This is a genomic window from Saccharothrix stipae, assembly GCF_054781895.1.
In genome coordinates this window covers 185,889-211,189 of the sequence record NZ_BAAGTN010000022.1, presented here as the reverse complement: position 1 = coordinate 211,189, position 25,301 = coordinate 185,889, and the positions used below count along the sequence as shown (strand labels likewise).

11 protein-coding genes are annotated in these 25,301 nt (G+C 72.9%); 7 read left to right on the top strand and 4 right to left on the bottom strand.

Annotated elements, in window-relative coordinates:
• Positions 1–5: 5 nt before the first annotated feature.
• A complete protein-coding gene (locus ACYVLT_RS35930; protein WP_461124618.1) occupies positions 6–545 on the bottom strand; it encodes an MOSC domain-containing protein in 540 nt (179 codons plus the stop codon).
• Between the two features lie 82 nt (positions 546–627).
• On the opposite strand from ACYVLT_RS35930, the gene ACYVLT_RS35925 reads away from it, so the two are divergent.
• Together ACYVLT_RS35925 and ACYVLT_RS35920 are read left to right on the top strand one after the other, a co-directional pair.
• Positions 628–864 (top strand): hypothetical protein, encoded by a 237-nt coding sequence (locus tag ACYVLT_RS35925; protein ID WP_461124617.1) that lies wholly within the window; start codon positions 628–630, stop codon positions 862–864.
• Positions 865–1,032: 168 nt separating this feature from the next.
• Positions 1,033–2,019: a LacI family DNA-binding transcriptional regulator gene (locus ACYVLT_RS35920; RefSeq protein ID WP_461124616.1), complete on the top strand. Its 987-nt coding sequence runs from the start codon at positions 1,033–1,035 to the stop codon at positions 2,017–2,019.
• A gap of 36 nt (positions 2,020–2,055) precedes the next feature.
• On the opposite strand, the gene ACYVLT_RS35915 is transcribed toward ACYVLT_RS35920, so the two are convergent.
• The 3 genes from ACYVLT_RS35915 to ACYVLT_RS35905 all read right to left on the bottom strand — a co-directional run bounded on the left by ACYVLT_RS35915 (position 2,056) and on the right by ACYVLT_RS35905 (position 6,450).
• Positions 2,056–2,691, bottom strand: a complete 636-nt coding sequence (locus ACYVLT_RS35915) for an MBL fold metallo-hydrolase (RefSeq protein ID WP_461124615.1) — start codon at positions 2,689–2,691, stop codon at positions 2,056–2,058.
• A gap of 322 nt (positions 2,692–3,013) precedes the next feature.
• The gene (locus ACYVLT_RS35910) at positions 3,014–4,741 is read right to left on the bottom strand and encodes an ABC transporter ATP-binding protein (protein WP_461124642.1); all 1,728 of its coding nucleotides are present in this window, start codon (positions 4,739–4,741) and stop codon (positions 3,014–3,016) included.
• A complete protein-coding gene (locus tag ACYVLT_RS35905) occupies positions 4,738–6,450 on the bottom strand; it encodes an ABC transporter ATP-binding protein (protein WP_461124614.1) in 1,713 nt (570 codons plus the stop codon). The genes ACYVLT_RS35910 and ACYVLT_RS35905 overlap by 4 nt, the downstream gene beginning before the upstream one ends.
• 177 nt (positions 6,451–6,627) lie before the next feature.
• Here ACYVLT_RS35905 and ACYVLT_RS35900 point away from each other — a divergent pair, with 177 nt between their 5' ends.
• The 5 genes from ACYVLT_RS35900 to ACYVLT_RS35880 all read left to right on the top strand — a co-directional run bounded on the left by ACYVLT_RS35900 (position 6,628) and on the right by ACYVLT_RS35880 (position 24,857).
• Positions 6,628–7,956, top strand: a complete 1,329-nt coding sequence (locus ACYVLT_RS35900; RefSeq protein ID WP_461124613.1) for a lysine N(6)-hydroxylase/L-ornithine N(5)-oxygenase family protein — start codon at positions 6,628–6,630, stop codon at positions 7,954–7,956.
• A gap of 116 nt (positions 7,957–8,072) precedes the next feature.
• Positions 8,073–9,083, top strand: a complete 1,011-nt coding sequence (locus tag ACYVLT_RS35895) for an iron-siderophore ABC transporter substrate-binding protein (RefSeq protein WP_461124612.1) — start codon at positions 8,073–8,075, stop codon at positions 9,081–9,083.
• An 88-nt stretch (positions 9,084–9,171) separates the two neighbouring features.
• Complete coding sequence (locus ACYVLT_RS35890; RefSeq protein ID WP_461124611.1) at positions 9,172–22,599, top strand: amino acid adenylation domain-containing protein; 13,428 nt, start codon at positions 9,172–9,174, stop codon at positions 22,597–22,599.
• On the top strand, positions 22,596–22,790 hold the full coding sequence (locus tag ACYVLT_RS35885) for an MbtH family protein (protein WP_360450460.1): 195 nt from the start codon (positions 22,596–22,598) through the stop codon (positions 22,788–22,790). Before ACYVLT_RS35890 ends, ACYVLT_RS35885 begins: the two co-directional genes overlap by 4 nt.
• Positions 22,791–23,087: 297 nt before the next feature.
• On the top strand, positions 23,088–24,857 hold the full coding sequence (locus ACYVLT_RS35880; RefSeq protein WP_461124610.1) for an nSTAND1 domain-containing NTPase: 1,770 nt from the start codon (positions 23,088–23,090) through the stop codon (positions 24,855–24,857).
• Positions 24,858–25,301 lie beyond the last annotated feature (444 nt).

Sequence of the window (25,301 nt, the reverse complement as noted above, 5' to 3'; positions counted from 1 at the left end):
CCCGATCAGACCGGCACGAGGGGGCTGTGCGGTTCGGCGGGCAGTTCGACGCGGATCTCGTCGCCCGGGCGGACCTCGCCGCCGACCAGCACGACGGACATGATGCCGGCCCTGCGGACCACGTTGCCGTCCTCGTCGCGGCCGACGACCTCCTTGAGCAGGCCGCTCCGGAACGCCTCGATCTGCGGGCACGGGTTGCGCAGGCCGGTCACCTCGACCACCGCGTGCGGGCCGAGGTGCAGGCGCGTGCCGGTCGGCAGGCCGAGCAGGTCGACACCGCGCGTGGTCACGTTCTCGCCCAGCTGGCCCGCCGCGACCGCGAAACCGGACGCGTTCAGCTCGTCGTGCAGCTCCGCGTGCATCAGGTGCACCTGCCGCAGGTTGGGCTGCGTGGGGTCGCGCCGCACGCGCGACCGGTGCTTGACCGTGACGCCCTGGTGCACGTCGCCCTCGACGCCCAGGCCCGCCACGAGCGTGATCGAGTCCTGGTTGGGCTTGGTGAACGTGTACTCCCCGCTCCGGCTCACGGCCGCGACCATCCCCATGTGATCGACCCTACCGGTAAGACTTCGCCCGGCTCCGGCGATAAACCCAGTGCACAACCTCTGGGGACGACGGTGATTGATCATGGTTGACGAGTTGAACCACCGGGCACGGGCACTGCTGCGGGCGATCGCGGCCGGGCGTGCCGAGGTGACCCGCAGCAGCGAGCCGGACCTCAAGGTCGACGGGTTGCTGTGCAGTGACCAGGTGGCCGCGCGCGAACTGGCCCACGCCGGGCTGCTCCGCCCGGCGCGACGCGACGCGTCCGGCCCGTGGGTGCCCGCCGAGCTGACGCCCGCCGGCCGCGCGGTCCTCGCCTGACCGGCGCGGCACGCCGCCCGAACGGGCCGCGCCCGACCGGTGCGTCCGCCTCCTCGCTGGTCGACGCACTCTTGACGCTGCGTGCACGGAGCGGTTGACTGCGTGTCCGTAACCGGTTTCGGTACCGGTTACGGACCCGTTCCAGTGGCTGCTGCCGAGGAGTGCACCGTGCGAGTCACGATCGCCGAAGTCGCCCAACGCGCCCAGGTGAGCAAGGCGACCGTGTCCCGCGTGCTCAACGGCAAACCGGATGTCGACGCGGCCACGGCGGCGCGGGTGCGGCAGGTGATCGCGGACGTCGGCTACGTGCCCAGCGCGCGCGCCGTCGGTCTCGCCCGCGGCCGTGCCCGCACCGTCGGCATGCTCGTGCCCTCGTTGACCTGGCCGTGGACCGGCGAGGTGGTGCAGGGCGCGGTGGACGAGTTGGAGGCCGAGGGGTACGGCCTGCTGCTGTACACGGTGAACCGGGGTTCGGAGTCGCTGGCGCAGTTCGCCAGCCACGTGTCGGCGAAGGCGTTCGACGGGCTGCTGGTGATCGAGCCGCCGGACACGTTGAGCTACATCGAGACGCTGCACGACCAGGGCCTGCCCGTGGTGATGATCGACGACCGGGACAGCAGGCCGGGGTTCCCGTCGGTGAGCACCACCAACCGGGAAGGCGCGCAGGCGGCGGCGCAGCACCTGGTGGCGGCCGGCCGCACGGCGTTCGCCGTGGTGACGGGGCCGGCGAACTTCGGGTGCGTGCGGGAGCGGCTGGACGGCTTCCTCGACGCGCTGGGCGACGCGGGCGTGCACGTCGACCCGCGACTGGTGGTCGAGGGCGACTTCACCACCGACCGCGGCGCGGTGGCCACCGAGAAGCTGATGGCCACCGGCCTGCGCTTCGACGCCGTGTTCGCGCACAACGACCTGTCCGCGCTCGGCGTCCTGCGGGCGTTGAACGCGGTCGGCCGCAAGGTCCCGGACGACGTCGCGGTGGTCGGCTTCGACGACATACCCATCGCCGCGCACGCCGAGTTGACGACCGTGCGGCAGCCGATGCGGGAGATGGGCGAGGCGGCCGCACGCCTGCTGCTGTCCAGGCTGGAGGGCGCGACCCTGGCCGCCGAACCGGTCGTCCTGCCCACCGCGTTCGTCGCCCGCCGCTCGGGCTGATCGCCTGCCGCTCGGGCTGATCGCCCGTCCCGAGGCTCAGCGGCCGGCCAGGAGCGGGTCGCCGTGGCCGACGCACAGGACTTCCGGCTCCAGGTCCAGCAGCCGCCGCACCGACTCCAGCAGCCGCGGCCGGTCGGTGTTGAAGACGCCGGGGATCGCCGCGCCCTCCCAGGTGGCCACCGTGTCGCCGGTGAACAGGATCCCGTGCGCGGGCAGGTGGATCGCGATGCTGCCCGCCGTGTGGCCGGGGATCGAGAGCACCCGCGCGCCGCCGCCGAAGTCCAGCTCGTCACCCTCGTCCACCTCGTGGTCCACCGGCGAACGGGGAGCGGCGGGCACGCCCGGCGTGACGCGGTCGAACAGTTCCCGCTCCTCGGGCGGGATGACCGGCGCCGGCGGCGTCACGGCGCCCCGGATCACGGGCGCCTCCAAGCGGTGCGCGTACACCGGCGCGCCGGTCAGCGAGCGCAGTTCGGCGGCCGAGCCGATGTGGTCGTCGTGGTAGTGCGTCAGCACGATCCGCTCGACGCGCCCCAGCTCGGCGATCCGGGACGCGTGCCCGGCGGTGCCGGTGTCGATGACGGTGAGGGCGTCGCCGTCCTGCCACGCGTACCCCTGTCCGATCGGGAACCTCAACATCCGCAGGCCCGGCACCACGTCGATGATCTCCACGCCCGCAACGCTAAACGCCAGGCCGGGGGTGTCGCGCCGGGTTTCGCCACGAGCGCAGCGACCGCCTTCCACCACCCGAAGGTGTTCACCGCGCCGGTCCTGGGTACCAGAGGTCCAAGCATGGGGGACAACACGATGTTGGGAGCCGAAATGCCTTGGGTCCAGCGACACCGTCGCCGTGTGCCGTACAGCTGGTTCCGCACGACCTCGGTGCAGAGCCACTACCGCCGCTCGCCCGCCACCATCCCGACCATCATCGCCGTCATCCTGGCGATCGTGCTGCTGATCGTCCTCTTCTAGTTCCCGGGCCTGGTCGGGCCCGCTAGGACCGGGTGCCCGACCAGGCCGCCCACAGCTGCGCGTAACGGCCGCCGGCGGCGAGGAGCTCCTCGTGCGTGCCGCTCTCCACCACCCGGCCCACGTCCATCACCACCACGCGGTCCGCGGTCACGGCCTGGGTGAGCCGGTGCGCCACCAGCAGACCGGTCCGGCCGTCCAACGCCCGGGCCGCCGCCTCCTCCAGTTCCCGCGCGCCCGCGCTGCCCGCGTCGGCCGTCGCCTCGTCCAGGATCGCCACCGGCGGGTCGGCCAGCACGAGCCTGGCCAACGCCAACTGCTGCGCCTGCGCCACGGTCAACCGGTGGCCGCCCTCGCCGACCACGGTGTCCAGGCCCGACGGCAACGCCGAGGCCCACCCCAGCGCGCCGACCCGCGCCAACGCCGCCGCGATCAGCTCGTCGTCGGCGTCCGGACGGGCCAGCCGGAGGTCGTCGACCAGCGGACCCGCGAAGACGTGCACCTCCTGCGTGATCAGCGCGACCGACCGCACCGCGGACCCCAGCTCGACCCCGCCGATGCTGATGCACCCGGTGGTCGGCTCGTGCACGCCCGCGATCAGCTTGGCCAACGTCGTCTTGCCCGCGCCGGACGCGCCGACCAGCGCCACCCGTTCGCCCGCCGCGAGTTCCAGGTCGATGTCCCGCAGCACGGGATGTCCGTCCACGTAGGAGTAGCCGACCCCGGCGAGCTTGATCGTCGTGTCCGCGGGCCGCACCCGTCCCTCGGTCGAGGGCATCGGCTCGTCGGTCACGCCCACCAGCCGCGACAACGACGCGGTGGCGGCCTGGGCGTCGTCGGCCAGCGCGAGGGCCGCGTTGATCGGGTTGAACAGGCCGTGGAAGTACAGGGCCGCCGCGGTCGCCGTGCCCACCGACGCGGAACCGGCGCCCACCAACCAGAACCCGGTCACCAGCACGCCCGCCAGACCGATGAACTCGGCCACGTTCAGCCGCCCGTAGAACCGGGTCAGCAGCCGGATGCCGCGCAACGCGAGGTCCACCGCCTCCTGCGACCGCGACCGCACCCGCGCCACGTGCGAGGAGGCCAACCCGAAGGTCCGCACGGTCGCCGCGCCGCCGATCGAGTCCAGCAACTGCTGCTGCTGCACGCCCACGGCGACGCGCTGCGCCGCGTACAGCCGCACCGCGCGCCCGCCGTACCAGCGCACGGTGTGCACGTGGATCGGCATCGCCAGCAGCACGGGGATCAGGAACCGCCAGTCCAGCACCGCGATGCCGACCACGGTCAACCCGATGGTCAACGCCGACCGCGCCATCACCGGCAGCGCGTTGCGCACCGCGTCCGCGATCACCTGCACGTCCCGCGTCACCCGCGAGGTCAGGTCGCCCGCGCCGGCCTTCTCCACCCGCTCCAGCGGCAGGTGCAGCGCCCGTTCCACGAACTTCTCGCGCAGGTCGGCGAGCATCCCCTCGCCGAGCCGCGCCACCAGGGACGTGCCCAACGCCGTCGACACGCCCTGCGTGATCGCCACCAGCACCAGCAACGCCACGGGCCAGGCGATGGCGGACGACCCCGCGCCCACCACGTCCACGATCCGGCCCAGCACCGGCGCGGTGAGCAACCCGACCGCCGTGCCCGCCAACAGCACCAGCAGCGCACCCCACGCCAAGCCGCGCCGCGGCCGCACCAACCCGCCGACCGCGGCCCAGGTCCGCGCGCCCGACGCGGTCGCCAGCAACTCGCGCATCAGCTCAACACCACCAGTCGGTAGTCGTCGTCCGCCACCAGGTCCGCGTGCGCGCCGGAGGAGACGACGACGCCGGAAGCCAGGAACACCACGCGATCCGCGGCGGCCAGCAGCGCCGGGCTCGTCGCCACCACGATCGTGGTCCGGCCCGACCGCACCCGCTTGATCCCCGCGGCCAGCGACACCTCGGTCACCGCGTCGACCGCGGTGGTCGGGTCGTGCACCACCAACACCGGGGGAGCGGCGGCCAGGGCACGGGCCAGTGCCACCCGCTGCCGCTGCCCGCCGGACAACGACCGGCCGCGCGCCGAGATCACCGTGTCCAGCCCGTCGGGCAGAGCCCGCGCCACGTCGTCCACCCGCGCCGCGTCCATCGCCTCCCGCAGCACGACCTCATCGACCTGGGCCACACCACCCTGGGCCACACCACCCTGGGCCGCGCCGGCCGCGACGTTGTCCCGCACCGAACCCTCGAACAAATCCGCGTCGTGCGCCGCGACCAACACCGCCGACCGCAACGCAGAACCCTCCACAGTGGACAAGGGAACGCCGTCCAACGTCACCGTGCCGCCCGAGGGGTCGACCTCGCGCGCCAGCACGGCCAGCAACGACACGGCGTCCGCCGGATCACGCGCCACCACGCCGACCAGTTCACCGGGCTCCGCCGTCAACGACACGCCGCGCAGCGACCCGGACACCACCTCGGCCAGCTCCACGCGCCCGGCCACCGGGAGCGGCAACGGCGCCGAACCCGGCGGCACGGCCGGGGGAGCGGCCAGCACCTCGGCCACCCGGGCGGCCGACGCACGGCCCTGCGCCAGCAGCCCGTTGACCCACGAGAAGATCGACAGCGGCCACAGCAGGAACTGCGCCAACCCGACCGCGGCCACCAACTGGCCCACGGTGATCGTCCCGGACGCGGCCAGGTGCCCGCCGACCAGTGCCACGACCGCCAGGAACACGCCGGTCATCGCCAGCATCGAACCGTCCAGCCAGGCTCGCGACCGGGCGGCGCGGATCGCGGCCGCCATGGACGAGCGGCTGGTCACCCGGTACCGGCGTGCGGCGGTCGCCTCCGCGCCGATGCCCTTGACCGCCCGCAGCCCGGCGACCAGGTCGGCCGCCACCCCGGACGCCAGCGCGGCCCGGTCCTGCTCGGCGTCACTGCGCCGTTCGAGCGGCTTGCCCAGCAGGTGCGCGAGGCCGAGCAGCACCGGGGCGGCCACCAGCACCAGCAGCCCGAGCACGGGCGAGACGCGCAGCAGCGCCACCGCGCCGACCAGCACGCCGACGACCGCGGAGAACGCGATCGGCAACGCCAGGTTCACCTGGCCGACGCGTTGGGCGTCGCTGGTCGCGATGTTCGCCAGCTCGCCGGACAGCCTGCCGTGCGCCGCGCCGCCGTCCGCCGACAGCACCCGCTCGGCCAGCCGCGACCGCACCTCGTGCGCGGCCTGGTGCGAGGCCTTCTCCCCGCTGCGCAAGGAGAAGCGGAAGCTCAGCGACAGCGCCACGAACACCGCGGCCAGCACGCCGATCCAGAACACCAGCCGCCCGCTCGCGCCGGTGCGGACCGCCTCGTCGATCACCACGCCGACGAGCAGCGGCACCGCGGCCTCGCCGGTCTGGTGCGCCGCGCCGAGCGCGGAGGCGGCGGTCACCGATCTCCACTGCCCGGTGACCGCCTCCTTGAGCACTGCCCCCCTGGGCACTGCCCCCTTGAGGACGCCCGCCTTGAGGACGGTTTTCACCCCGGTGCCCGCCTTCCGCTGATTGCTAGGTGAGGCTACCCTAATCAGAAGAGAGGCCTGGATCACTCCCGCGAACGATCGACTTAGGTTAGGGTAACCAAAGTTCGATCACCCTGTACTCGCACCGATGGGACAGCCATGCCACAGCCACCGGTCTTCGACGTCCTCGGCGTCGGCTTCGGGCCGTCCAACCTGGCCCTCGCGATCGCCGTCACCGAGTACAACGCCACCGCGCGCGCCGAAGACGTGGTGACCGCCCACTTCCTGGAGCGCCAGCCGCGGTTCGGCTGGCACCGCGGGATGCTGATCGAGGACGCGACCATGCAGGTGTCGTTCCTCAAGGACCTGGTGACCCTGCGGAACCCGAACAGCACGTTCACCTTCCTCAGCTACCTGCACGGCAAGGGCAGGCTGGTCGACTTCATCAACCACAAGAACCTGTTCCCGCTGCGGGTCGAGTTCCACGACTACTTCGAGTGGGCCGCCGGCCGGGTGGACGACCTGGTGTCCTACGACCACGACGTGGTGGACGTGCGGCCGGTGACCGAGGACGGCGTGATCACGCACTTCGACGTCGTCTCGCGCACGTCCGCGGGCGAGGTGGAGCTGCGCCGCGCCCGGAACCTGGTGCTGGCCACCGGTCTGCGGCCGGCCCTGCCCGAGGGCGTCCAGCCGTCCGGACGGGTCTGGCACAACCGGGACTTCCTGCACCGCGTGGAGTCGTTGACCGACCCGCGCCGGCTGGTCGTGGTCGGCGCCGGGCAGAGCGCCGCGGAGGTCACCGCGTTCCTGCACGAGCGGTTCCCGTCCGCCGAGGTGTGCGCGGTGTTCGCCCGCTACGGCTACAGCCCCGCCGACGACAGCCCGTTCGCCAACCGGATCTTCGACCCGGGCGCCGTCGACGACTTCTTCACCGCGCCCGAGCAGGTCAAGCGCAAGCTCATGGACTACCACGGCAACACCAACTACGCGGTGGTCGACAACGACCTGATCGCCGAGCTGTACCGGCGGGTGTACCGGGAGAAGGTGGTGGGGCGGCAGCGGTTGCGGCTGCTCAACCTCTCCCGGGTGGCCGAGCTGGACGACCGCGAGGACGGGCTCACCGTCACCGTCGAGTCCTTGGGCACCGGTGCGCGCGAGGTGTTCGACGCCGACGCGATCGTCTACGCCACCGGCTACCGGGAGGCCGACCCGACCGCGCTGCTCGGCGACCTGGCCGGGCACTGCGTCCGTGACGCGCACGGCAGGCTCAGCGTCGGTCGCGACTACCGCCTGGACACCGACGACGACCTCCTGGCGGGGCTGTACCTCCAGGGCGGCACCGAGCACACGCACGGCATCTCGTCGTCGTTGCTGTCCAACACCTCCGTGCGGGTGGGGGAGATCCTCCAGTCCGTGCTCGGTCGCCGCACCCCGGTGGTGCCGGTGCAGCCCGAATACGCGATCAGCGTCTCACGCGTGAGCTGAAACCCCTCGCCGTTTGTTAGGTTATGCAAACCTAATGAATAGCTAGCACTAGCCCGAATACCTAGCACTAGCACGGTACAGCGGCGCGCCGCCGCGCCTCCGAAAGGGAAACCCTGATGTCCACGAAGTTCAAGCTGGTCGCGGTCGTCTCGGCCGCAGCGCTGGCGCTGGCCGCCTGCGGGGGCGGCGGCGACGCCGGCTCCGGCGGGACGAGCCCCACCAACGCCGCCTCCACCGGCGCGTTCCCGGTCTCGGTCGAGCACAAGTACGGCACCACCGAGATCAAGTCCGAGCCGAAGAAGGTCGTCACGCTCGGCCTGTCCGACCAGGAGCCCGTGCTGGCCCTGGGCGTCAAGCCGGTCGGCGTCGTGGACTGGTTCAAGGAGCGGCCGTTCGGCAACTGGCCGTGGACCAAGGAACTCTGGGGCACCACCCAGCCCGAGATCGTCGGCGAGCGCGACGAGTACAACCTGGAGAAGGTCGCCGCCCTCAAGCCCGACCTGATCATCGCGGTCTACTCCGGCATGAAGCAGGAGCAGTACGACACGCTGTCCAAGATCGCGCCCGTGGTCGCGCAGCCCAAGGCGTTCCCCGACTACGCCGCCCCGTGGCAGGACCAGACCCTGCACATCGGCAAGGCGCTGGGCAAGCAGAAGGAGGCGCAGGCGCTCATCGACGGCGTGGCCAAGCGGTTCGCCGACGCCAAGGCCGCGCACCCCGAGTGGGCGGGCAAGACGATGGTGGTGGCCGACAGCTTCAAGCCCGGCCAGTACTCCGCGTTCGCGCCGACCGACCCGAAGGCCATCTTCATGAAGGAGCTGGGCTTCACCCTCGTGGACGAGATCGGCAAGCTCGCCGGCCAGCTGAACGTGGCCGAGTTCAGCGAGGAGCGGTTCGACCTGCTCGACGCCGACCGGCTGGTGTGGCTCATGTTCGACCAGAGCGCCTGGGAGCGGGTCAAGTCCGTGCCCGCCTACCAGCGGCTCAAGGTCGTCAGCGAGAAGCGCGACCTGTTCCTCACCTACATGGACCCGCCGATCGGCGCGGCCATGTCGTTCAACACCGTGCTGAGCGTGCCCTACGGCATCGAGCAGGTCGTGCCGCTGCTCGAAGCGATCAAGAACTAGTTCGGCGGTCCACCGCGGGTGGGGGTGCCGTCGTGCGCCCCCACCCGCGGTGTGTGCGGGGAAGTCGGGAAGAAATGGAAGGTCGACCATGGTGCTGCCCTTGACCGGTGCTCAGACGGGTGTCTGGTTGGCACAGCAGCTGGAGCCCGACAACCCCGTCTACAACGTCGCCTGGTACCTGGAACTGCGCGGCCCGGTCGACCACGACCGGCTGGAGGCGGCCGTCCGCCGGACCATCGGGGAGACCGGCGCGCTGCACGTCCGGTTCACCGACGAGGGCCAGGTGCCGGCGCCGCCGACCACCGACGTGACGCTGCTGTCGTTCGACTCGCTCGCCGACGCGCGGGCGTGGATGGACGACGACATGGCCCGGTTGACCGACATCGCCGCCGGCCCGCTGTTCCACCACGCGCTCCTGCGCATCGCCGACGACCACGTGCTCTGGTACCAGCGCTACCACCACCTCGTGGTCGACGCCTACGGCTGCGTGCTGATCACCCGCCGCGCCGGCGAGCTGTACGCCGCCGCCGGCGACCACCGCCCCAAGCCCGTGCAAGCGCTGGTCGACGCCGACCTCGCCTACCGCGACTCGCCCGCGCGCGAACGGGACCGGGCGTTCTGGCACGCGAAGATGGCCGACCACCCCGAACCGGTGCGGCTCGTGCCGCGGGCGACCGGGCAGGTGCGCGAGGTCATCCGCCGCACCGTCGAACTGCCGAACCCGTTGACCTCACGGCAGGTCATCGCCGCCGTCGCCACCTACACCCACCGCGTGACCGGCGCGTCCGACCTGGTGCTGGCCATGCCGGTGACCGGTCGGCGGGATGACGTCAGCCGCGTCACGCCCGGCATGGCGTCCACCGTGCTGCCGCTGCGCGTCACCGTGCGGCCGGACAGCACCATCACCGGCCTGATCGCCGACGTCGACCGGGAGATCCGCGAGGTCATCCCGCACAGCGCCTACCGGGGCGAGGACCTGGCCCGCGAACTCGGCCTGCGCGACGGCATCCCGGAGCTGGTCGGTCCCACGGTCAACTACCTCGGCTTCGGCCGGGAGATGGGGTTCGCCGACCTCGACCCGGCGTTCCACATGCTGTCGCTGGGCCCGGTCAACGACCTCACCACGTCGTTCCTCCAGCGCGCCGACGGCCGGCTCGTCGTCACGTTCGAGGCGAACGCCGCCGTCTGCACGCCGGAGGAGCTGGCCGACCACCAACGCCGGTTCCTGCGCGTGCTCGACGCCGACCCAGACCAGCCGGTGGCCCTGATCGACCTGGTCGACGACGCCGAACGCGCGCAACTGCTGGAGTTCGGCACGTCGCCGCGCGAGGTCGACGAGGTGACGTGGCCCGGCGCGGTCGAACGCCAGGCCGCGCTGCGCCCGGACGCCCTCGCGGTCGTGTGCGAGGACGTCCGGTTGACCTACGCCGAGCTGAACACCGCCGCCAACCGGCTCGCCCGTGCGCTCGTCGCCGCCGGCGTGCGGGCGGAGGACGTGGTGGGCGTGGCCCTGCCGCGGTCGGCCGACCTCGTCGTGACGCTGCTCGCGGTGATGAAGGCGGGCGCGGCCTACCTGCCGCTGGACCTCGACCACCCGCGCGACCGCGTCGACCACATGATCGCCGACGCGGGCGCGAAGCTGGTCGTCACGCCGGAGACCCGGGTCGAGCTGCCCACCGACGGGTCCGACCTGGGCCTGCCCATCGCGCTGGACCAGGCCGCGTACGTGATCTACACGTCCGGCTCGACCGGGCGGCCCAAGGGCGTGGTGGTCACGCACGAGGGCATCGGCAGCCTCATCGCCACCGCGCTGGACCGGATCGGCGTCACCCCGGACAGCCGGGTCGTGCAGTTCGCGTCGGTCGGGTTCGACGTGGCCGTCTGGGACCTGTGCATGTCGTTGGGCGTCGGCGGCACGGCGATCGTCGTGCCGTCGCACCGGCGGGTCGCGGGCGAGGCGTTGACCTCCTACATCGCCGCGCACGAGGCGACGCACATGATCCTGCCGCCGTCGCTGGTCGCCGCGCTGCCGCCGGAGTGCGAGCTGCCCGAGGGCGCGGTGCTGGTCGTCGGCACCGAGACCGTGCCGACCGAGCTGATCGCGCGGTGGGCCCGGCGGTTGCGCGTGGTCGCCGCGTACGGCCTCACCGAGGCCACGGTGAACTCGACGCTGTGGGCCGCCCGGCCGGACTGGACAGGCCCGGTGCCGATCGGCGTGCCCGACCCGAACACCCGCTGCTACGTCCTCGACTCGGCGCTGCGACCGGTGCCGGTGGGCGTGGAGGGCGAGCTGTACGTCGGCGGGCGCGGGCTCGCGCGCGGCTACCTGGGACAGTCGGCGTTGACCGCGTCGCGGTTCGTGGCCGACCCGTTCGGCCTGCCCGGCGCCCGCATGTACCGCACGGGCGACCGCGCCCGGTGGCGCGCCGACGGCACCATCGACTTCCTGGGCCGGTCCGACGGCCAGGTGAAGATCCGCGGGTTCCGGATCGAGCCGGGCGAGGTCGAGAGCGTGCTCATGGCGCACCCGGACATCGCGCAGGCCGCCGTGCTGGTGCGGGAGGACCACCGGCGGGTCAAGCGGCTCGTCGCGTACGTGGTCGGCTCGGCGTCGCCGGCGGACGCGCGGGAGCACGTCGCGGGCGTGCTGCCGGAGTACATGGTGCCGTCGGTCGTCGTGCCGATGGCCGGGCCGTTGCCGTTGACGCCCAACGGCAAGCTCGACCGCGCGGCGCTGCCGGCGCCGGACTGGACCGCGCTGGGCGGTGACGCGCCGGCCACCAATCCCGTCGAGCAGGCGTTGGTCGACCTGGTGGCGGCGGTGCTGGGGCTGACGCCGGGCATCCACGACAACTTCTTCGAGCTGGGCGGCGACAGCATCGTCACCATGCAGCTGGTGTCGCGGGCCCGGGACGCGGGTCTGGAGATCACGCCGCGCGAGGTGTTCGAGCACCGGACCGTGGCCGGGTTGGCCCGCGTCGCCCGGGTCGCCGAGGTCCGCGAGGTCGAGCTGAGCGCGTTCTCGTCGGACGTGCTGCCGGTGTCGCCGTTGCAGGAGGGGTTCTTCTTCCACGCCCAGTACGACGCCGACGACTCCTACGTGGTGCAGGAGGTGCTGGCGCTGGACGTCGGCCGGGAGGCCGTGCAGGGCCTGCTCGACCGGCACCCGTTGCTGCGGGCCGGTTTCCGGCAGACCGACCGGGGACGCGTGGAGCAGGTGATCGCCTCGGCGCTGACGGTGCCGTGGCGCGAGTACCCGGCTTCCGACGACGTCGAGGACGTGCTGGCGGCCGAACGGGCCGAGGGCTTCGACCTGTACCGGCCGCCGCTGATGCGCGCCGCCCGGCACCGCGACCGGCTGGTGCTGACGTTGCACCACATCCTGCTGGACGGGTGGTCGGTCGGCCTGCTGCGGCGGGAGCTGGTGGGCGGCCGGGTGGAACCGGTCGACCACCGGCGCTACTTCGCGTGGCTGGCGGGCCGGGACCGGGACGCGGCGCACGAGGCGTGGCGCGCGGCGCTGTCCGATGTGGACGAGCCGACCCGGATCGCGGGGTTGTCCACAACCGCCCTCGCTCCGCCCGGAACCGTCGGTGCCGGCCGGCAGGATAAAAGCAGGGGTCCCCTTGGCGGGGACGCGCGCGAAGCGCTGCCGTCGGCGGAGTTCGAGGTCTCGCCGCGGCACGGTCAGCACCGGGTGCGGCTGCCCGCGGCGTTGAGCGCGGCGCTGGTCCGCGAGGCGCGTCGGCGCGGTCTGACGCTCAGCACCGTCCTGCACGGCGCGTGGGGGCTGCTGCTCGGCGGGCTCACCGGGCGGGCCGACGTCGTCTACGGCACCACGGTGGCCGGGCGGCCGGCCGAGGTGCCGGGGATCGAGAACGCGGTCGGCCTGTTCATCAACACCGTGCCGGTCCGGCAGCGGTGGCGCGGCGCGGACAGCCTCGCCACCGTCTTCGCGCACCTCCAGGACGAGCAGGCGCGGCTGCTGGACCACCAGCACCTCGGGCTGGCCGAGATCCAGCGCGTCACCGGGCACGGCGAGCTGTTCGACACCCTCGTGGTGGTCGAGAACTTCCCCGACCTGGTGGACGACGTCGAGATCCGCGACCAGCTGCACTACCCGCTGGCCCTGGTCGCGCTGCCCGGCGAGCGCCTCGAACTGCGCCTCAAGCACCGCCTCCCCGACGCCGAGGTGGCCTCGGTCGCCGAACGGCTGGTGCGGCTGCTGTCCGCGTTCGCCACCACCCCCGACCGGCCGGTGGCGAGCCTCGACCTGGTCTCCGCGCGCGAGACCGAGTGGTTCGCCGAGCTGAACGCCACCACCGCCGACGTGCCGGAAGGCACGCTGGTGAGCCGGATCGCCGACCGGACGGCCCGCACCCCGGACGCCGTCGCGGTGGTCTACGACGACGTCACCCTCACCTACGCGGAACTGGACCGGCGCTCCACCGCGCTGGCGCGCAGGCTGCGGGCGGCGGACGCCGGTGACGTCGTCGGCGTCGCCGTGCCGCGGTCCGCCGAGCTGATGGTGGCGCTGCTGGGCGTGCTCAAGTCCGGTGCCGCCTACCTGCCGCTCGACCTGGACTACCCGGCCGAGCGCGTCGAGTTCATGCTGGCCGACTCCGGCGCGACCACCGTGGTCCGGCCGCAGGACTGCCTGGACGACACCGCGCCGGACGTCGAGCTGCCCACCGCGCGACCGGACCGGCCCGCCTACCTGATCTACACCTCCGGCTCGACCGGCCGGCCCAAGGGCGTCGTGGTCACGCACCGCGCGATCGTCAACCGGCTGGCGTGGATGCAGCACGAGTACGGCCTCACCGCCGACGACCGCGTGCTGCAGAAGACACCGTCGAGCTTCGACGTGTCGGTGTGGGAGTTCTTCTGGGCGCTGTGCGAAGGCGCGGCCGTCGTGCTCGCCAAGCCGGACGGCCACCGCGACCCGGCCTACCTGGCCGACCTGATCCGCCGCGAACGCGTCACCACGCTGCACTTCGTGCCGTCGATGCTGGCCGCGTTCCTCGGCGTGCCCGAGGTGTGCGAGGACCCGACGTGGTCGGCGAGCCTGCGCCGGGTGTTCAGCAGCGGCGAGGCGCTGACCGGCGAGGTGGCCGGTCGGTGGCTGGAGCTGACCGCCGTGCCGCTGCACAACCTCTACGGACCCACCGAGGCCGCCGTCGACGTCACGTACTTCGCCTGCGACGGCGCGCCCGACCCGGCCGTGCCCATCGGCCGCCCGGTCTGGAACACCCGGCTGCACGTGCTGGACCCGTTCCTGCGGCCCGTCCCGACCGGTGTGCCGGGCGAGCTGTACCTGGCGGGCGTGCAGCTCGCCCTCGGCTACCACGGCCGGTTCGGGCTCACCGCAGAGCGGTTCGTGGCCGACCCGTTCGGCGCTCCCGGCGAACGCATGTACCGCACGGGCGACCTGGTGGTGCGCCGCCCCGACGGCGTGCTCGTCTACCTGGGCCGCACCGACCGGCAGGTCAAGGTGCGCGGCAACCGGATCGAGCTGGGCGAGGTCGAGTCCGCGCTGGTCAAGCTGCCCGGCGTGGCACGGGCCGCGGTGATCGCCCGCGACAACCAGCTCCTGGCGTACGTGACACCGGCCGACGTCGACCCGGACGCGGTGCGTGCCGGGATCGCCGACGCGCTGCCCGCCGCGATGGTGCCGCACGCGATCGTGGCGCTGCCGGACTTCCCGCTCACCCCCAGCGGCAAGCTCGACCAGAACGCGCTGCCCTCGCCCACCCCGGCCAAGACCGTGCGCCGGGCACCGGGAACCGAGCGGGAACGCCTGCTGGCCGACGTGTTCGCCGACGTCCTCGGCGTGACCGAGCTCGGCGTCGACGACGACTTCTTCGTGCTCGGCGGCGACAGCATCACCTCCATCGCGGTGTCCAGCCGGGCCCGCCGGCTCGGCGTCGAGATCAGCCCGCGTGACGTGTTCGAGCACCGCACGGTCGCCGCGCTCGCCGCCGTCGAGACCGTCACCGGCACCGCCGACGACGCCCCGCTGCTCGTGCTGACCGACGAGCAGCGCCGCGCCCTGCCCGACGCGGAGGACGTCTGGCCGCTCTCGCCGTTGCAGGAGGGCCTGTACTTCCACTCCAGCTACGACACCGGCGCGCTGGACGTCTACCTCTCCCAGGAGACCATGGACTTCGCCGGCCGGCTGGACGTCGACCGGCTGCGCCGCGCGGGCGCCGCCCTGCTGGCGCGCAACCCGAGCCTGCGGGCCGGGTTCACCAGCGACGGCGTGCCGGCACCGGTGCAGTTCATCGCGCCCGGCCCGGAGGTCCCGCTGCGCGTGGTCGAGGCGCGGGACGCCGACGTGCCGGCGCTGCTGGCCGCCGACCGGCGCGAGCGGTTCGACCTGGCCGCGCCGCCGCTGTGCCGGTTCCTGGTGCTGCGGCTGCCCGACGGCCGCGACCGGCTCGTCATCACCCACCACCTGATCCTGTGGGACGGCTGGTCGGCGTGGCTGTTCCTGGAGCAGCTGCTGGAGCTGTACCGCGACGTCGACGCCGAGCTGCCGCCGCCCGGCTCCTACCGCGACTACCTGGCGTGGCTGGCGCGGCAGGACCACGACGCCGCGCGGCGGGCGTGGCGCACCGCGCTGTCCGGCCTGCGCGAGCCGACCCTGGTCGCGCCCGTGGACCGGTCCCGCGAGCCGGTGATCCCGGCCGAGTTCCACGAGGAGCTGACCGAGGAGCTCACCGACCGCGTCCGGGCGCAGGCCCGGCGGCACGGCCTGACCGCCAACGCCGTGTTCAACGCCGCGTGGGCGAGGGTGCTGGCGAGCCAGGTCGGCCGGGACGACGTGGTGTTCGGCACCGCCGTCGCGGGCCGCCCGGTCGAGGTCGACGGCGTCGAGCACGTCATCGGCATGTTCCTCAACACCATCCCCACCCGGATCGCGCTGAACCCCCGCGAGACCGTGCTGGAGCTGCTGCGCCGCATCCAGGCCGAGCGGACCGCGCTCATGTCCTACGAGCACGTCGGCCTGGGCGAGATCCAGCAGGAGGCCGGGCACCGGCAGCTGTTCGACACGTTGTTCGTGCTGCGCACCGGCGACGGCGACGACCGCCAGGGCGAGCTGGCCGAGCGGCACGGCGTGCTCGACGTGTCCAACGTGGACGGCACGCACTTCCCGCTCACGCTCATCATCACGCCGGGCACGCGGACCCGCGTCACGCTGGCCTCCCGCCCGGACGTCTTCGCCGCCGACGCCGCGCGAGCGCTGCTCACCCGCTACACCACCGTGCTGCAACGCCTGGTCGACGCCCCGGACGCGCTGGTCGGCACGCTCGACGTGCTGCCCGAGCACGAGCGGCGGGCGTTGGCGGCCGAGTGGGACGCCGGCGCGCACCCGATGGTCGAGGACACCATCGCCGACATGCTCGCCGCCCAGGCCCGCCGGACACCGGACGCGACGGCGCTGGTGTTCGGCGACCAGCGGCTCACCTACGCGCAGTTGCAGGACCGCGTCGACACCCTGGCCCGGCTGCTGATCGGCCGCGGCGCGGGACCGGAACGGGTGGTCGCGCTGGCGTTGCCGCGCACCACCGACATGGTGGTGGCGTTGTTCGCGGTGCTGCGCACCGGCGCCGCCTACCTGCCGCTGGACCTCGACCACCCGGCCGACCGGCTGCTGCTGATGATCGAGGACACCCGGCCGCTGTGCGTGCTGTCGACCACGGCGGTCGGGTTGGTGCCGGACGCGCTGTGCCTGGACGACCTCGATTTCGGGGACGTGCCGGAGGTCGTGGAGTGGCCCCGGTTCTCGCTGGAGCACCCGGCGTACGTGATCTACACCTCCGGCTCGACCGGGCGGCCCAAGGGCGTTGTCACGCCGTACCGCGGCCTGACGAACATGCAGCTCAACCACCAGGAGGCGATCTTCGCGCCCGCCATCGCGGCGGCGGGCGGTCGGCGGCTGCGCATCGCGCACACCGTCTCGTTCGCGTTCGACATGTCGTGGGAAGAGCTGCTGTGGCTGGTCGAGGGCCACGAGGTGCACGTGTGCGACGAGGAGCTGCGCCGTGACGCGGCGGCCCTCGTGGCGTACTGCGACGAGCACCAAATCGACGTGGTCAACGTGACGCCGACCTACGCGCAGCTGCTCATCGAGGAGGGCTTGCTGGCGGGCCACGTGCCCGCGCTGGTGCTGCTGGGTGGCGAGGCGGTGCCGGAATCGGTCTGGCAGCGGCTGCGCGAGACGCCCGGGACGTACGGCTACAACCTGTACGGCCCGACGGAGTACACCATCAACACGCTCGGTGCGTCTACAGAGGACAGTGAGACCGCGACCGTAGGCAAGGCCATCCGGAACACCCGGGCGTACGTGCTGGACTCCCGCCTGCGGCCGGTGCCGCCCGGCTCGCCCGGCGAGCTCTACATCGCGGGCGTCGGCCTGGCCCGCGGCTACCACGACCGGTTCGGCCTGACCGCCGAGCGGTTCGTCGCCGACCCGTACGGCCCGCCCGGAACCCGCATGTACCGCACGGGTGACCTGGTGCGGGCGCGCACCGCGTCCTCGCTCGACCCCGCGGGCAGGTCTTCGGCCGGCAACCTCGACTTCCTCGGCCGCACCGACGACCAGGTCAAGATCCGCGGCTACCGGGTCGAGCTGGGCGAGGTCGAGTCCGCGCTCGCGGCCCGGCCCGGCGTGACGCACGCGGCGGTCGTCGTGGACGCCGGTCCGGGCGGGGTGAAGCGGCTCATCGGGTACGTGGTGTCCGGCGTCGACCCGGCGGTGCTGCGCGACGGCCTCAAGTCCGTTCTGCCCGACTACATGGTGCCCGCCGCCATCATGCCGGTGGACGCGCTGCCGCTGACCGTCAACGGCAAGCTCGACGTGCGCGCCCTGCCCAAGCCCGTGGTGACGAGCGCGGCGTCGTCCCGTGCCGCCGCTACCCGTGAAGAGGAAGTGCTGTGCGGGCTGTTCGCCGACGTGCTGGGCGTGCCGTCGGTAGGCGTGGACGACAACTTCTTCGACCTCGGCGGCCACTCGCTGCTCGCCACCCGGCTGATCAGCCGGGCCCGGTCGGCGTTGGGGGCGGAACTCGCGATCCGCGACCTGTTCGACGCGCCGACCGTGGCCGAGCTGGCGTTGCGGGCCGGTGGCGGGGTGGTGCGACCGGCGCTGGTGCCGGTGGAGAGGCCCGCGGAGCTGCCGTTGTCGTCGGCGCAGCAGCGGTTGTGGCTCATCCAGCAGATGGAGGGCACGTCCGCCGCCTACAACTTCCCGTTGGTGTTCAAGCTCGCCGGCGCGTTGGACGTGGACGCGTTCACGGCGGCCGTCGGTGACGTGGTGGAGCGGCACGAGGCGCTGCGGACGGTGTTCGGCGAGCACGAGGGCACCCCGTTCCAGCGGGTGCTGAGCGACGTCACGCCCGTGGTGGTGGTGCGTTCGGCTCGTGAGGACGACGTGCCCGGCATCGTGCGCGAGGAGGTCGACCGGCCGTTCGACCTGCGCACCGAGCTGCCGCTGCGGGTGACGATCGCGTCGCTGCGGGACGACGAGCACCTCGTCGTCATCCTGCTGCACCACATCACCACCGACGAGTGGTCCGACCGGCCGTTCCTGCGCGACCTCGCGGAGGCGTACCGGGCACGACGCGGCGGTGGGGCTCCGCGGTGGGAGCCGCTGCCGGTGCAGTACGCGGACTACACGGTGTGGCAGCGCGACGTGCTCGACGTCGTCGGCGAGGAGCAGTTGGACTTCTGGGCGCGGGCCTTGGCCGGTGCTCCGGAAGAACTGGAACTACCGGTGGACCGGCCCCGTCCGGGACGGCCGACGTTCCAGGGCGCGGACCTGGAGGTCGTGCTCGACGCCGGTCTGACCGACGGGCTGCGGGCGCTGGCGCAGACGTCCGGCGCGTCGATGTTCATGGTGTTGCAGGCCGCCGTGGCCGCCCTGCTGGGTCGGTTGGGCGCGGGCGACGACATCCCGCTCGGCGCGCCGATCGCGGGTCGCACGGACGAGGCGTTGGACGACCTGGTCGGGTTCTTCGTCAACACCCTCGTGCTGCGGGCCGACCTGTCCGGCGACCCGAGCTTCACCGAGCTGGTCGGGCGGGTGAAGGAGACGTCGCTGGCCGCGTTCTCGCACCAGGACGTGCCGTTCGAGGCGGTGGTGGACCGGCTCAACCCGGTCCGGTCGGCGGCGCGCAACCCGTTGTTCCAGGTGATGGTCGGCTACCACAGCCGGGGACGCGAGGCGGGCTCGTTCGACGGGCTGCCGGTGACGTGGGTCGGCCATGAGACCACGACGGCGAAGTTCGACCTGGTGTTCAGCTTCACCGAGGTGGTCGACGGGCCGGTGGTGTGCCGGCTGGAGTACGCGACCGACCTGTTCGACCGGGTGACCGTCGAGCGGCTCGGCGCGCGGCTGACCGCGTTGGTGCACGCCGTGCTGGCCGCGCCGTCCGCGCCGGTGAGCGCGGTGGACCTGCTGGCGCCCGACGAGCGCCGGCGCGTGGTGGACGAGTTCAACCGGACCTGGCGCGAGGTGCCGGAGGAGACGTTCACGACGATGTTCGCCCGGTGCGTGGCCGAGAAGCCGGACGCGGTCGCGGTGGTCGACCGCAATCGTTCGGTCAGCTACGCGTGGCTGGACGCGCGGTCGGACCGGATCGCGCGGCTGCTCGCGGCACGCGGTGTCGGCCACGAGTCGGTGGTGGGCATCGCGGTGCCCAAGTCGGCGGACATGGTCGCCACCGTGCTGGCGGTGCTCAAGCTCGGCGCGGCCTACCTGCCGCTGGACCTCTCGCACCCGGCCGACCGGATCGCATACATGATCCAGGATTCCGCCGCCAAGCTGGTGGTCACCACCCGGACCGCGCCCGTTCCCGACGTCGCCGAGATCGTGGTCCTCGACTCGGATTCCGTATGCGAGGAACTGTCCGCAGAATTCGGTCGTGTGTCGACTGTGGACAATCGACCGATGGGCGATGATGCCGACGATCGGATGTTGCAGACTGCATACAGTGGACCGTTGTCGTTGGACTCGGCGATGTACGTGATCTACACGTCGGGCTCGACCGGTCGGCCCAAGGGCGTGGTGGTGCCGCACGAGGGCATCGCCAGCCTCGCCGCGACCGCCATCGACCGGATGGGGCTGACCGCCGACAGCCGGGTGCTCCAGTTCGCCTCGGTCGGCTTCGACGTGGCGGTGTTCGAGCTGACCATGGCGCTGTGCGTGGGCGGCCGGCTGGTGTTCGCCCCGGACGAGGTGCGCGTCGCCGGCCCGGAGCTGACCGACTTCCTGCGCGACCGGCGGATCACGCACATGATCCTGCCGCCGTCGCTGGTGTCGGCGCTGCCCGCCGACTGCGAGCTGCCCGAGGGCTCCACCATCCTGGTCGGCACCGAGACCGTGCCACCGGACGTGATCGGCCGCTGGGCCGGGCGGCTCAACCTGCTCGCCGCCTACGGCCTCACCGAGGCCACGGTCAACTCCACGCTGTGGAGGGCCGTGCCGGGGTGGGACTCGGCCGTGCCGATCGGCGTCCCCGACCCCAACACCACCGTCTACGTGCTGGACGACCGGCTGCGACCGGTGCCGCCGGGCGTGGTCGGCGAGCTGTACGTGTCCGGTCGCGGCCTGGCGCGCGGGTACATCGGCCAGGCCGCGCTGACCGCGTCCCGGTTCGTCGCCAACCCGTTCAGTGCCGCGTCCGACTCCTCGGCGGGCTCCCGCATGTACCGCACGGGCGACCGGGCGCGCTGGCGGGCCGACGGCAACCTGGACTTCCTCGGCCGCGTCGACACCCAGGTCAAGATCCGCGGCTACCGGATCGAGCTCGGCGAGATCGAAGCCGCCCTGGCCCGGCACCCGGACGTGGCGCAGTCCGCCGTCGTCGCCGACCGCACGGGTGACGTGACCAGGCTCGTCGGGTACGTCGTCGGCTCGACCGAGGACGACCTGCGGGCGTTCGTCGCCGAACGGCTCCCCGAGTACATGGTCCCCGCCACTGTGCTCTTCCTCGACGGCCCGCTGCCGTTGACGCCGAACGGCAAGCTCGACCGCCGTGCCCTGCCGCAGCCGGACTGGTCGGCGCTGACCGGCGACGACCGGCCGGTGACGCCGGAGCAGAAGGCGATCGCGGAGCTGTTCGCCGAGCTGCTGGGCGTGTCACCGGGCATCCACGACAACTTCTTCACCCTCGGCGGCCACTCGATGGCCTCCATGCGGCTGGTCGGCCGGATCCGGTCGGTGTTCGGCGTCGACATCGCGTTGCGCGACGTGTTCGACTCGCCCACCGTCGCGGGGCTGGCCGGGCGGCTGACCGGCGCCACGTCGGCCCGACCCCGGCTGCGCCGGTTCGACCGGCCGGTGGACCTGCCGCTCGCGCCCGTGCAGCGGGGGCGTGAGTCGTCGTGGGACCACGCGTTGGCGTTGCGCGCGCGGACGCCGTTCGACGTGCCCGCCCTGATCGCCGCCTACGCCGACGTCGTGGGTCGCCACGAGCCGTTGCGCACGGTGTTGGACGGTGAGGTGCAGCGCGCCGTCCCCGTGCCGCCGCTGGCGGTGGAGCCGGTGGTGGCGCTGGACGAGGCGCTGCCCGCGTTCGCGGCCGAACCGGTGCGACCGGGCCACCCGCCCGTCCGCGCCAGGCTGGTCGTGGACGCGTCCGGCGCGCAGGCGCTGCTGCTGACCATGAGCTACCTCGCGGTGGACGAGTGGTCGGTCGTGCCGCTGTTCCGCGACCTCCAGCACGCCTACGCGGCCCGCCGGCGCGGTGAGGCTCCACAGTGGACCGATCTGCCGGTGACCTACGCGGACTACACGCTGTGGTCGCTGGAGGTCCTGGAGTCGGTGGGGGAGGAGCAGCACGCGTTCTGGCGCGACGCCCTGCGTGACCTGCCCGAGCTGGCCCTGCCCTACTCGGGGGAGCGGCGGTCCGGGCGCCACCCCGCCGCCGTGATCCCGTTCACGCTGTCGGCGGAGCTGCACGCGGCCGTGGACCGGCTCGCCACCCGGACCGGCACCAGCATGTTCATGGTGGTGCAGGCCGCCGTGGCCGCCGCGCTCACGCCCTATGGCACGGACCTCCCGATCGGCACGATGGTGGCCGGGCGGACCGAGGAGGCGCTGGCCGACCTGGTCGGCTGCTTCTTCAACCGGGTCGTGCTGCGCACCGACACCGCCGGTCGGCCCGGCTACACCGAGCTGCTGGCCCGCATCCGCGCCACCGACCTGGCCGCGTTCGACCACGCCGACGTGCCGGTGCCGGTCGAACCGCAGGTCATGATCGTCCACCACGAGAAGGCGGTGTTGTCGACGCTGGAAGGCGACACCGGCGCGCTGGTGGCCGTGCCGACCGGCACCACACCCGCCGAGCTGACCGTGAGCTTCTACGAACCGCAGGACGACGGCCCGGTGCCGTGCTACCTCGTCTACGCCACCGACCTGTTCACCCCAGCCACCGCCCAACACCTGGCCGACGCCGTGCTGAACCACCTGCACCGCGCGACGACCGAACCCGACCGGAGGATCGAGCCGTGACCAACCCGTTCGAAGACCCTGAGGGCCGTTTCCACGTCCTGGTGAACGACGAGGGCCAGCACTCGCTGTGGCCGTCGTTCGCCGACGTCCCGGCCGGCTGGACCACCAGGTTCGGCCCCGACACGCGCGAGGCGTGCGTCGCGTACGTGGAGGAGCACTGGACCGACCTCCGCCCCCTCAGCCTCCGCTGACCCGCGACCCGAGGCCGCCCGTGACGGGATCCGGCGGTGGTGGACCCCGTAACGGGCGGTGATCGGAGGTGGTCCCCCAGGCCTCGTACCGTCGGACGTGAACGCGGTTCCGCCCGCCCTCGGCGGAACCGCATTCGGAACAATGCCCGGCGGCGTGGAATTCGACGTGCCCCCGAAGCCCTGCCGTTGACGTTATGCGGCCTGGTTTGTTCAGTGTCCGGGTTCGGGTGTTGAACACCGTTGTGTGGACAATGGTCGGGGGCGAAGGGGGCACCGGTGCCGCGTCAGGAAACTCCATTGGCGTCCGAGGAAACGGCGCTGCTCCGGTTCGCGAGTGATCTGCGCCGGCTGCGCGAGAGAGCGGGCCGGCCGACCTACCGCGAGCTGGGCAGACGCACGAACTACTCGGCCGCCGCGCTGTCCGCGGCGACCGCGGGCCGCAAGCTGCCCAGCCTGGCCGTGACGTTGGCGTTCGTCCGGGCCTGCGGCGGTGACGTCGCCGAATGGCGCGCGCGGTGGTCCGCCATTGCCGCCGAGGACGTTCCGGAACCGGACCAGGGCGCAATTCCCTATGTCGGCCTCGCCAGTTTCCAGACCAGCGACGCCGATCGGTACTTCGGTCGGGAGGCGCTCACCGAGACGTTGGTCGACATGGTGCGCAGGCGGCGGTTCACGGGCGTGTTCGGCGCGTCCGGCTCGGGCAAGTCGTCCCTGCTGCGAGCCGGGCTGGCGGCCCGCAGCGACGACCCGGTCGTCATCATCACGCCCGGTCGCGACCCGGTGGAGGAGTGCGCGGTCGCGCTCGCCGGGCTGACCGGCGAGTCCCCGGTGGCGGTGAAGGCGGACCTCGCGGCGTCGACGGAGAACCTGCACCTGTGGATCCGCCGCGCCGTGGCCGATCGGGACCTCCTGCTGGTGGTGGACCAGTTCGAGGAGATCTTCACCCAGTGCGCCGCGGCAGAACGCGACTGGCTGGTGCGGGCCCTGACCTTCGCCGCGAACGCGGACAACAGCCGGGTGCGGGTCGTGCTCGGCGTCCGCGCCGACTTCTACGGGCACTGCGGCCCGTACCCGGAGCTGACGGCCGCGCTGCACGGCAACCAGGTGCTGGTCGGGCCGATGTCGCCGGACGAGCTGCGGCGGGCGATCACCGAGCCCGCGGCGAGGGCGGGCGCGACGGTCGAGACGGCGCTGGTGGTCCGGCTGGTCGCGGACGTGACCGGCCGCGCGTCCGCCCTGCCGCTGGTGTCCCACGCGCTGGTGGAGACGTGGCGGCGGCGGCGCGGCATGACCCTGTCGCTGGCCGGGTACGAGCAGGCGGGCGGGGTCGAGCACGCCATCGCCCGCACCGCCGAGGAGGTCTACGGCGGGCTGACCCCGGACGGGCAACGCGCCGCGCGGTCGTTGCTGCTGCGGCTCATCGCGCTGGGCGAGGGCACCGAGGACACCCGCCGCAGGGTGCGGCGGCACGAGCTTGACGTCGACCAGGCGCTGCTGGACCGACTGGCCCAGGTCCGGCTGATCACGCTCGACGACGACGCGGTCGAGCTCACCCACGAGGCGGTGATCCGGGCGTGGCCCCGGCTGCGGGAGTGGCTCACGAGCGACCGGGACGTGCTGCGGCGGCACCGCGAGCTGACCGCCGCCACCGAGACGTGGGAGGCGCACGACCGCGACCCCGACGCGCTCTACCGGGGCGCCCGGCTGGAGCAGGCGCGCGGCCTGCGGGAGTGGCTCACCGGCCGCGAGCACGACTTCCTCGACGCCTCGATCGCCGCCGAGACTCCCGCCGCGCCGTCGAACGCAGGCGGACCCGCAGGCTCAAGCAGTACGTGGCGCTCCTCGTCGGCCTCGTGGTGGTGCTGGCCGGCACCGCCGTGTACGCCGTGGTCGCCGAGAACAGCGCGGGCAAGCAACGCAACAGCGCCCTGTCGCTGCGTGCCGCCGACGCCGCCCTGCGCCTGCTGCCGGACCGACCCGACGACGCGGTCCGGCTCGCCCTGGCCGCCTACCGGGTGTCGCCCACGGCCGAGGCGCTCAACGCGGTGCGGGTGGCGTGGGCGGTGAAGAACGCCGTGCCGCTGGCCGCCCGGCCACCGTGGCGGTGGATGTCGTTGGCGCCGACGGGTGACATCGCGATCTCCACCGACGCGGAGGCCCGGTCGTCGTCGGTGTGGAAGGTCGAGCGCGGCACGGCGAGCCACCTGGCCGACGTGCCCGCCGAGGGCCGGGTCTCGATGATCAGCCGCAGCGGCGGCGTCTTCCTGCTGACCGACGACCAGGGCGCCACCCAGGTCTGGACCATCGCCGAGCCGAGCGCGCCGAGGCGGCTCGACACCATCCAGCACGCGATCGTCCAGACGATGAGCGACTCGGGGCGGGTGCTGGCCGGCGTCGGCATGCGCCGCGAGCCCCGGCGCTTCGACCACCCGGCCAACGTGCTGTCCGGCAACGGGATCGCGTCGATGTGGCGGCAGGGCGACGACGGCCGGATCAGCGAGGTGCCGTTGC

Bases quoted from the DNA above. Each gene is read 5' to 3' on its own strand.
- ACYVLT_RS35930 (WP_461124618.1), bottom strand. From the start codon at position 545: ATGGGGATGGTCGCGGCCGTGAGCCGGAGCGGGGAGTACACGTTCACC.
- ACYVLT_RS35925 (WP_461124617.1), top strand. From the start codon at position 628: ATGGTTGACGAGTTGAACCACCGGGCACGGGCACTGCTGCGGGCGATC.
- ACYVLT_RS35900 (WP_461124613.1), top strand. From the start codon at position 6,628: ATGCCACAGCCACCGGTCTTCGACGTCCTCGGCGTCGGCTTCGGGCCG.
- ACYVLT_RS35895 (WP_461124612.1), top strand. From the start codon at position 8,073: ATGTCCACGAAGTTCAAGCTGGTCGCGGTCGTCTCGGCCGCAGCGCTG.
- ACYVLT_RS35890 (WP_461124611.1), top strand. From the start codon at position 9,172: ATGGTGCTGCCCTTGACCGGTGCTCAGACGGGTGTCTGGTTGGCACAG.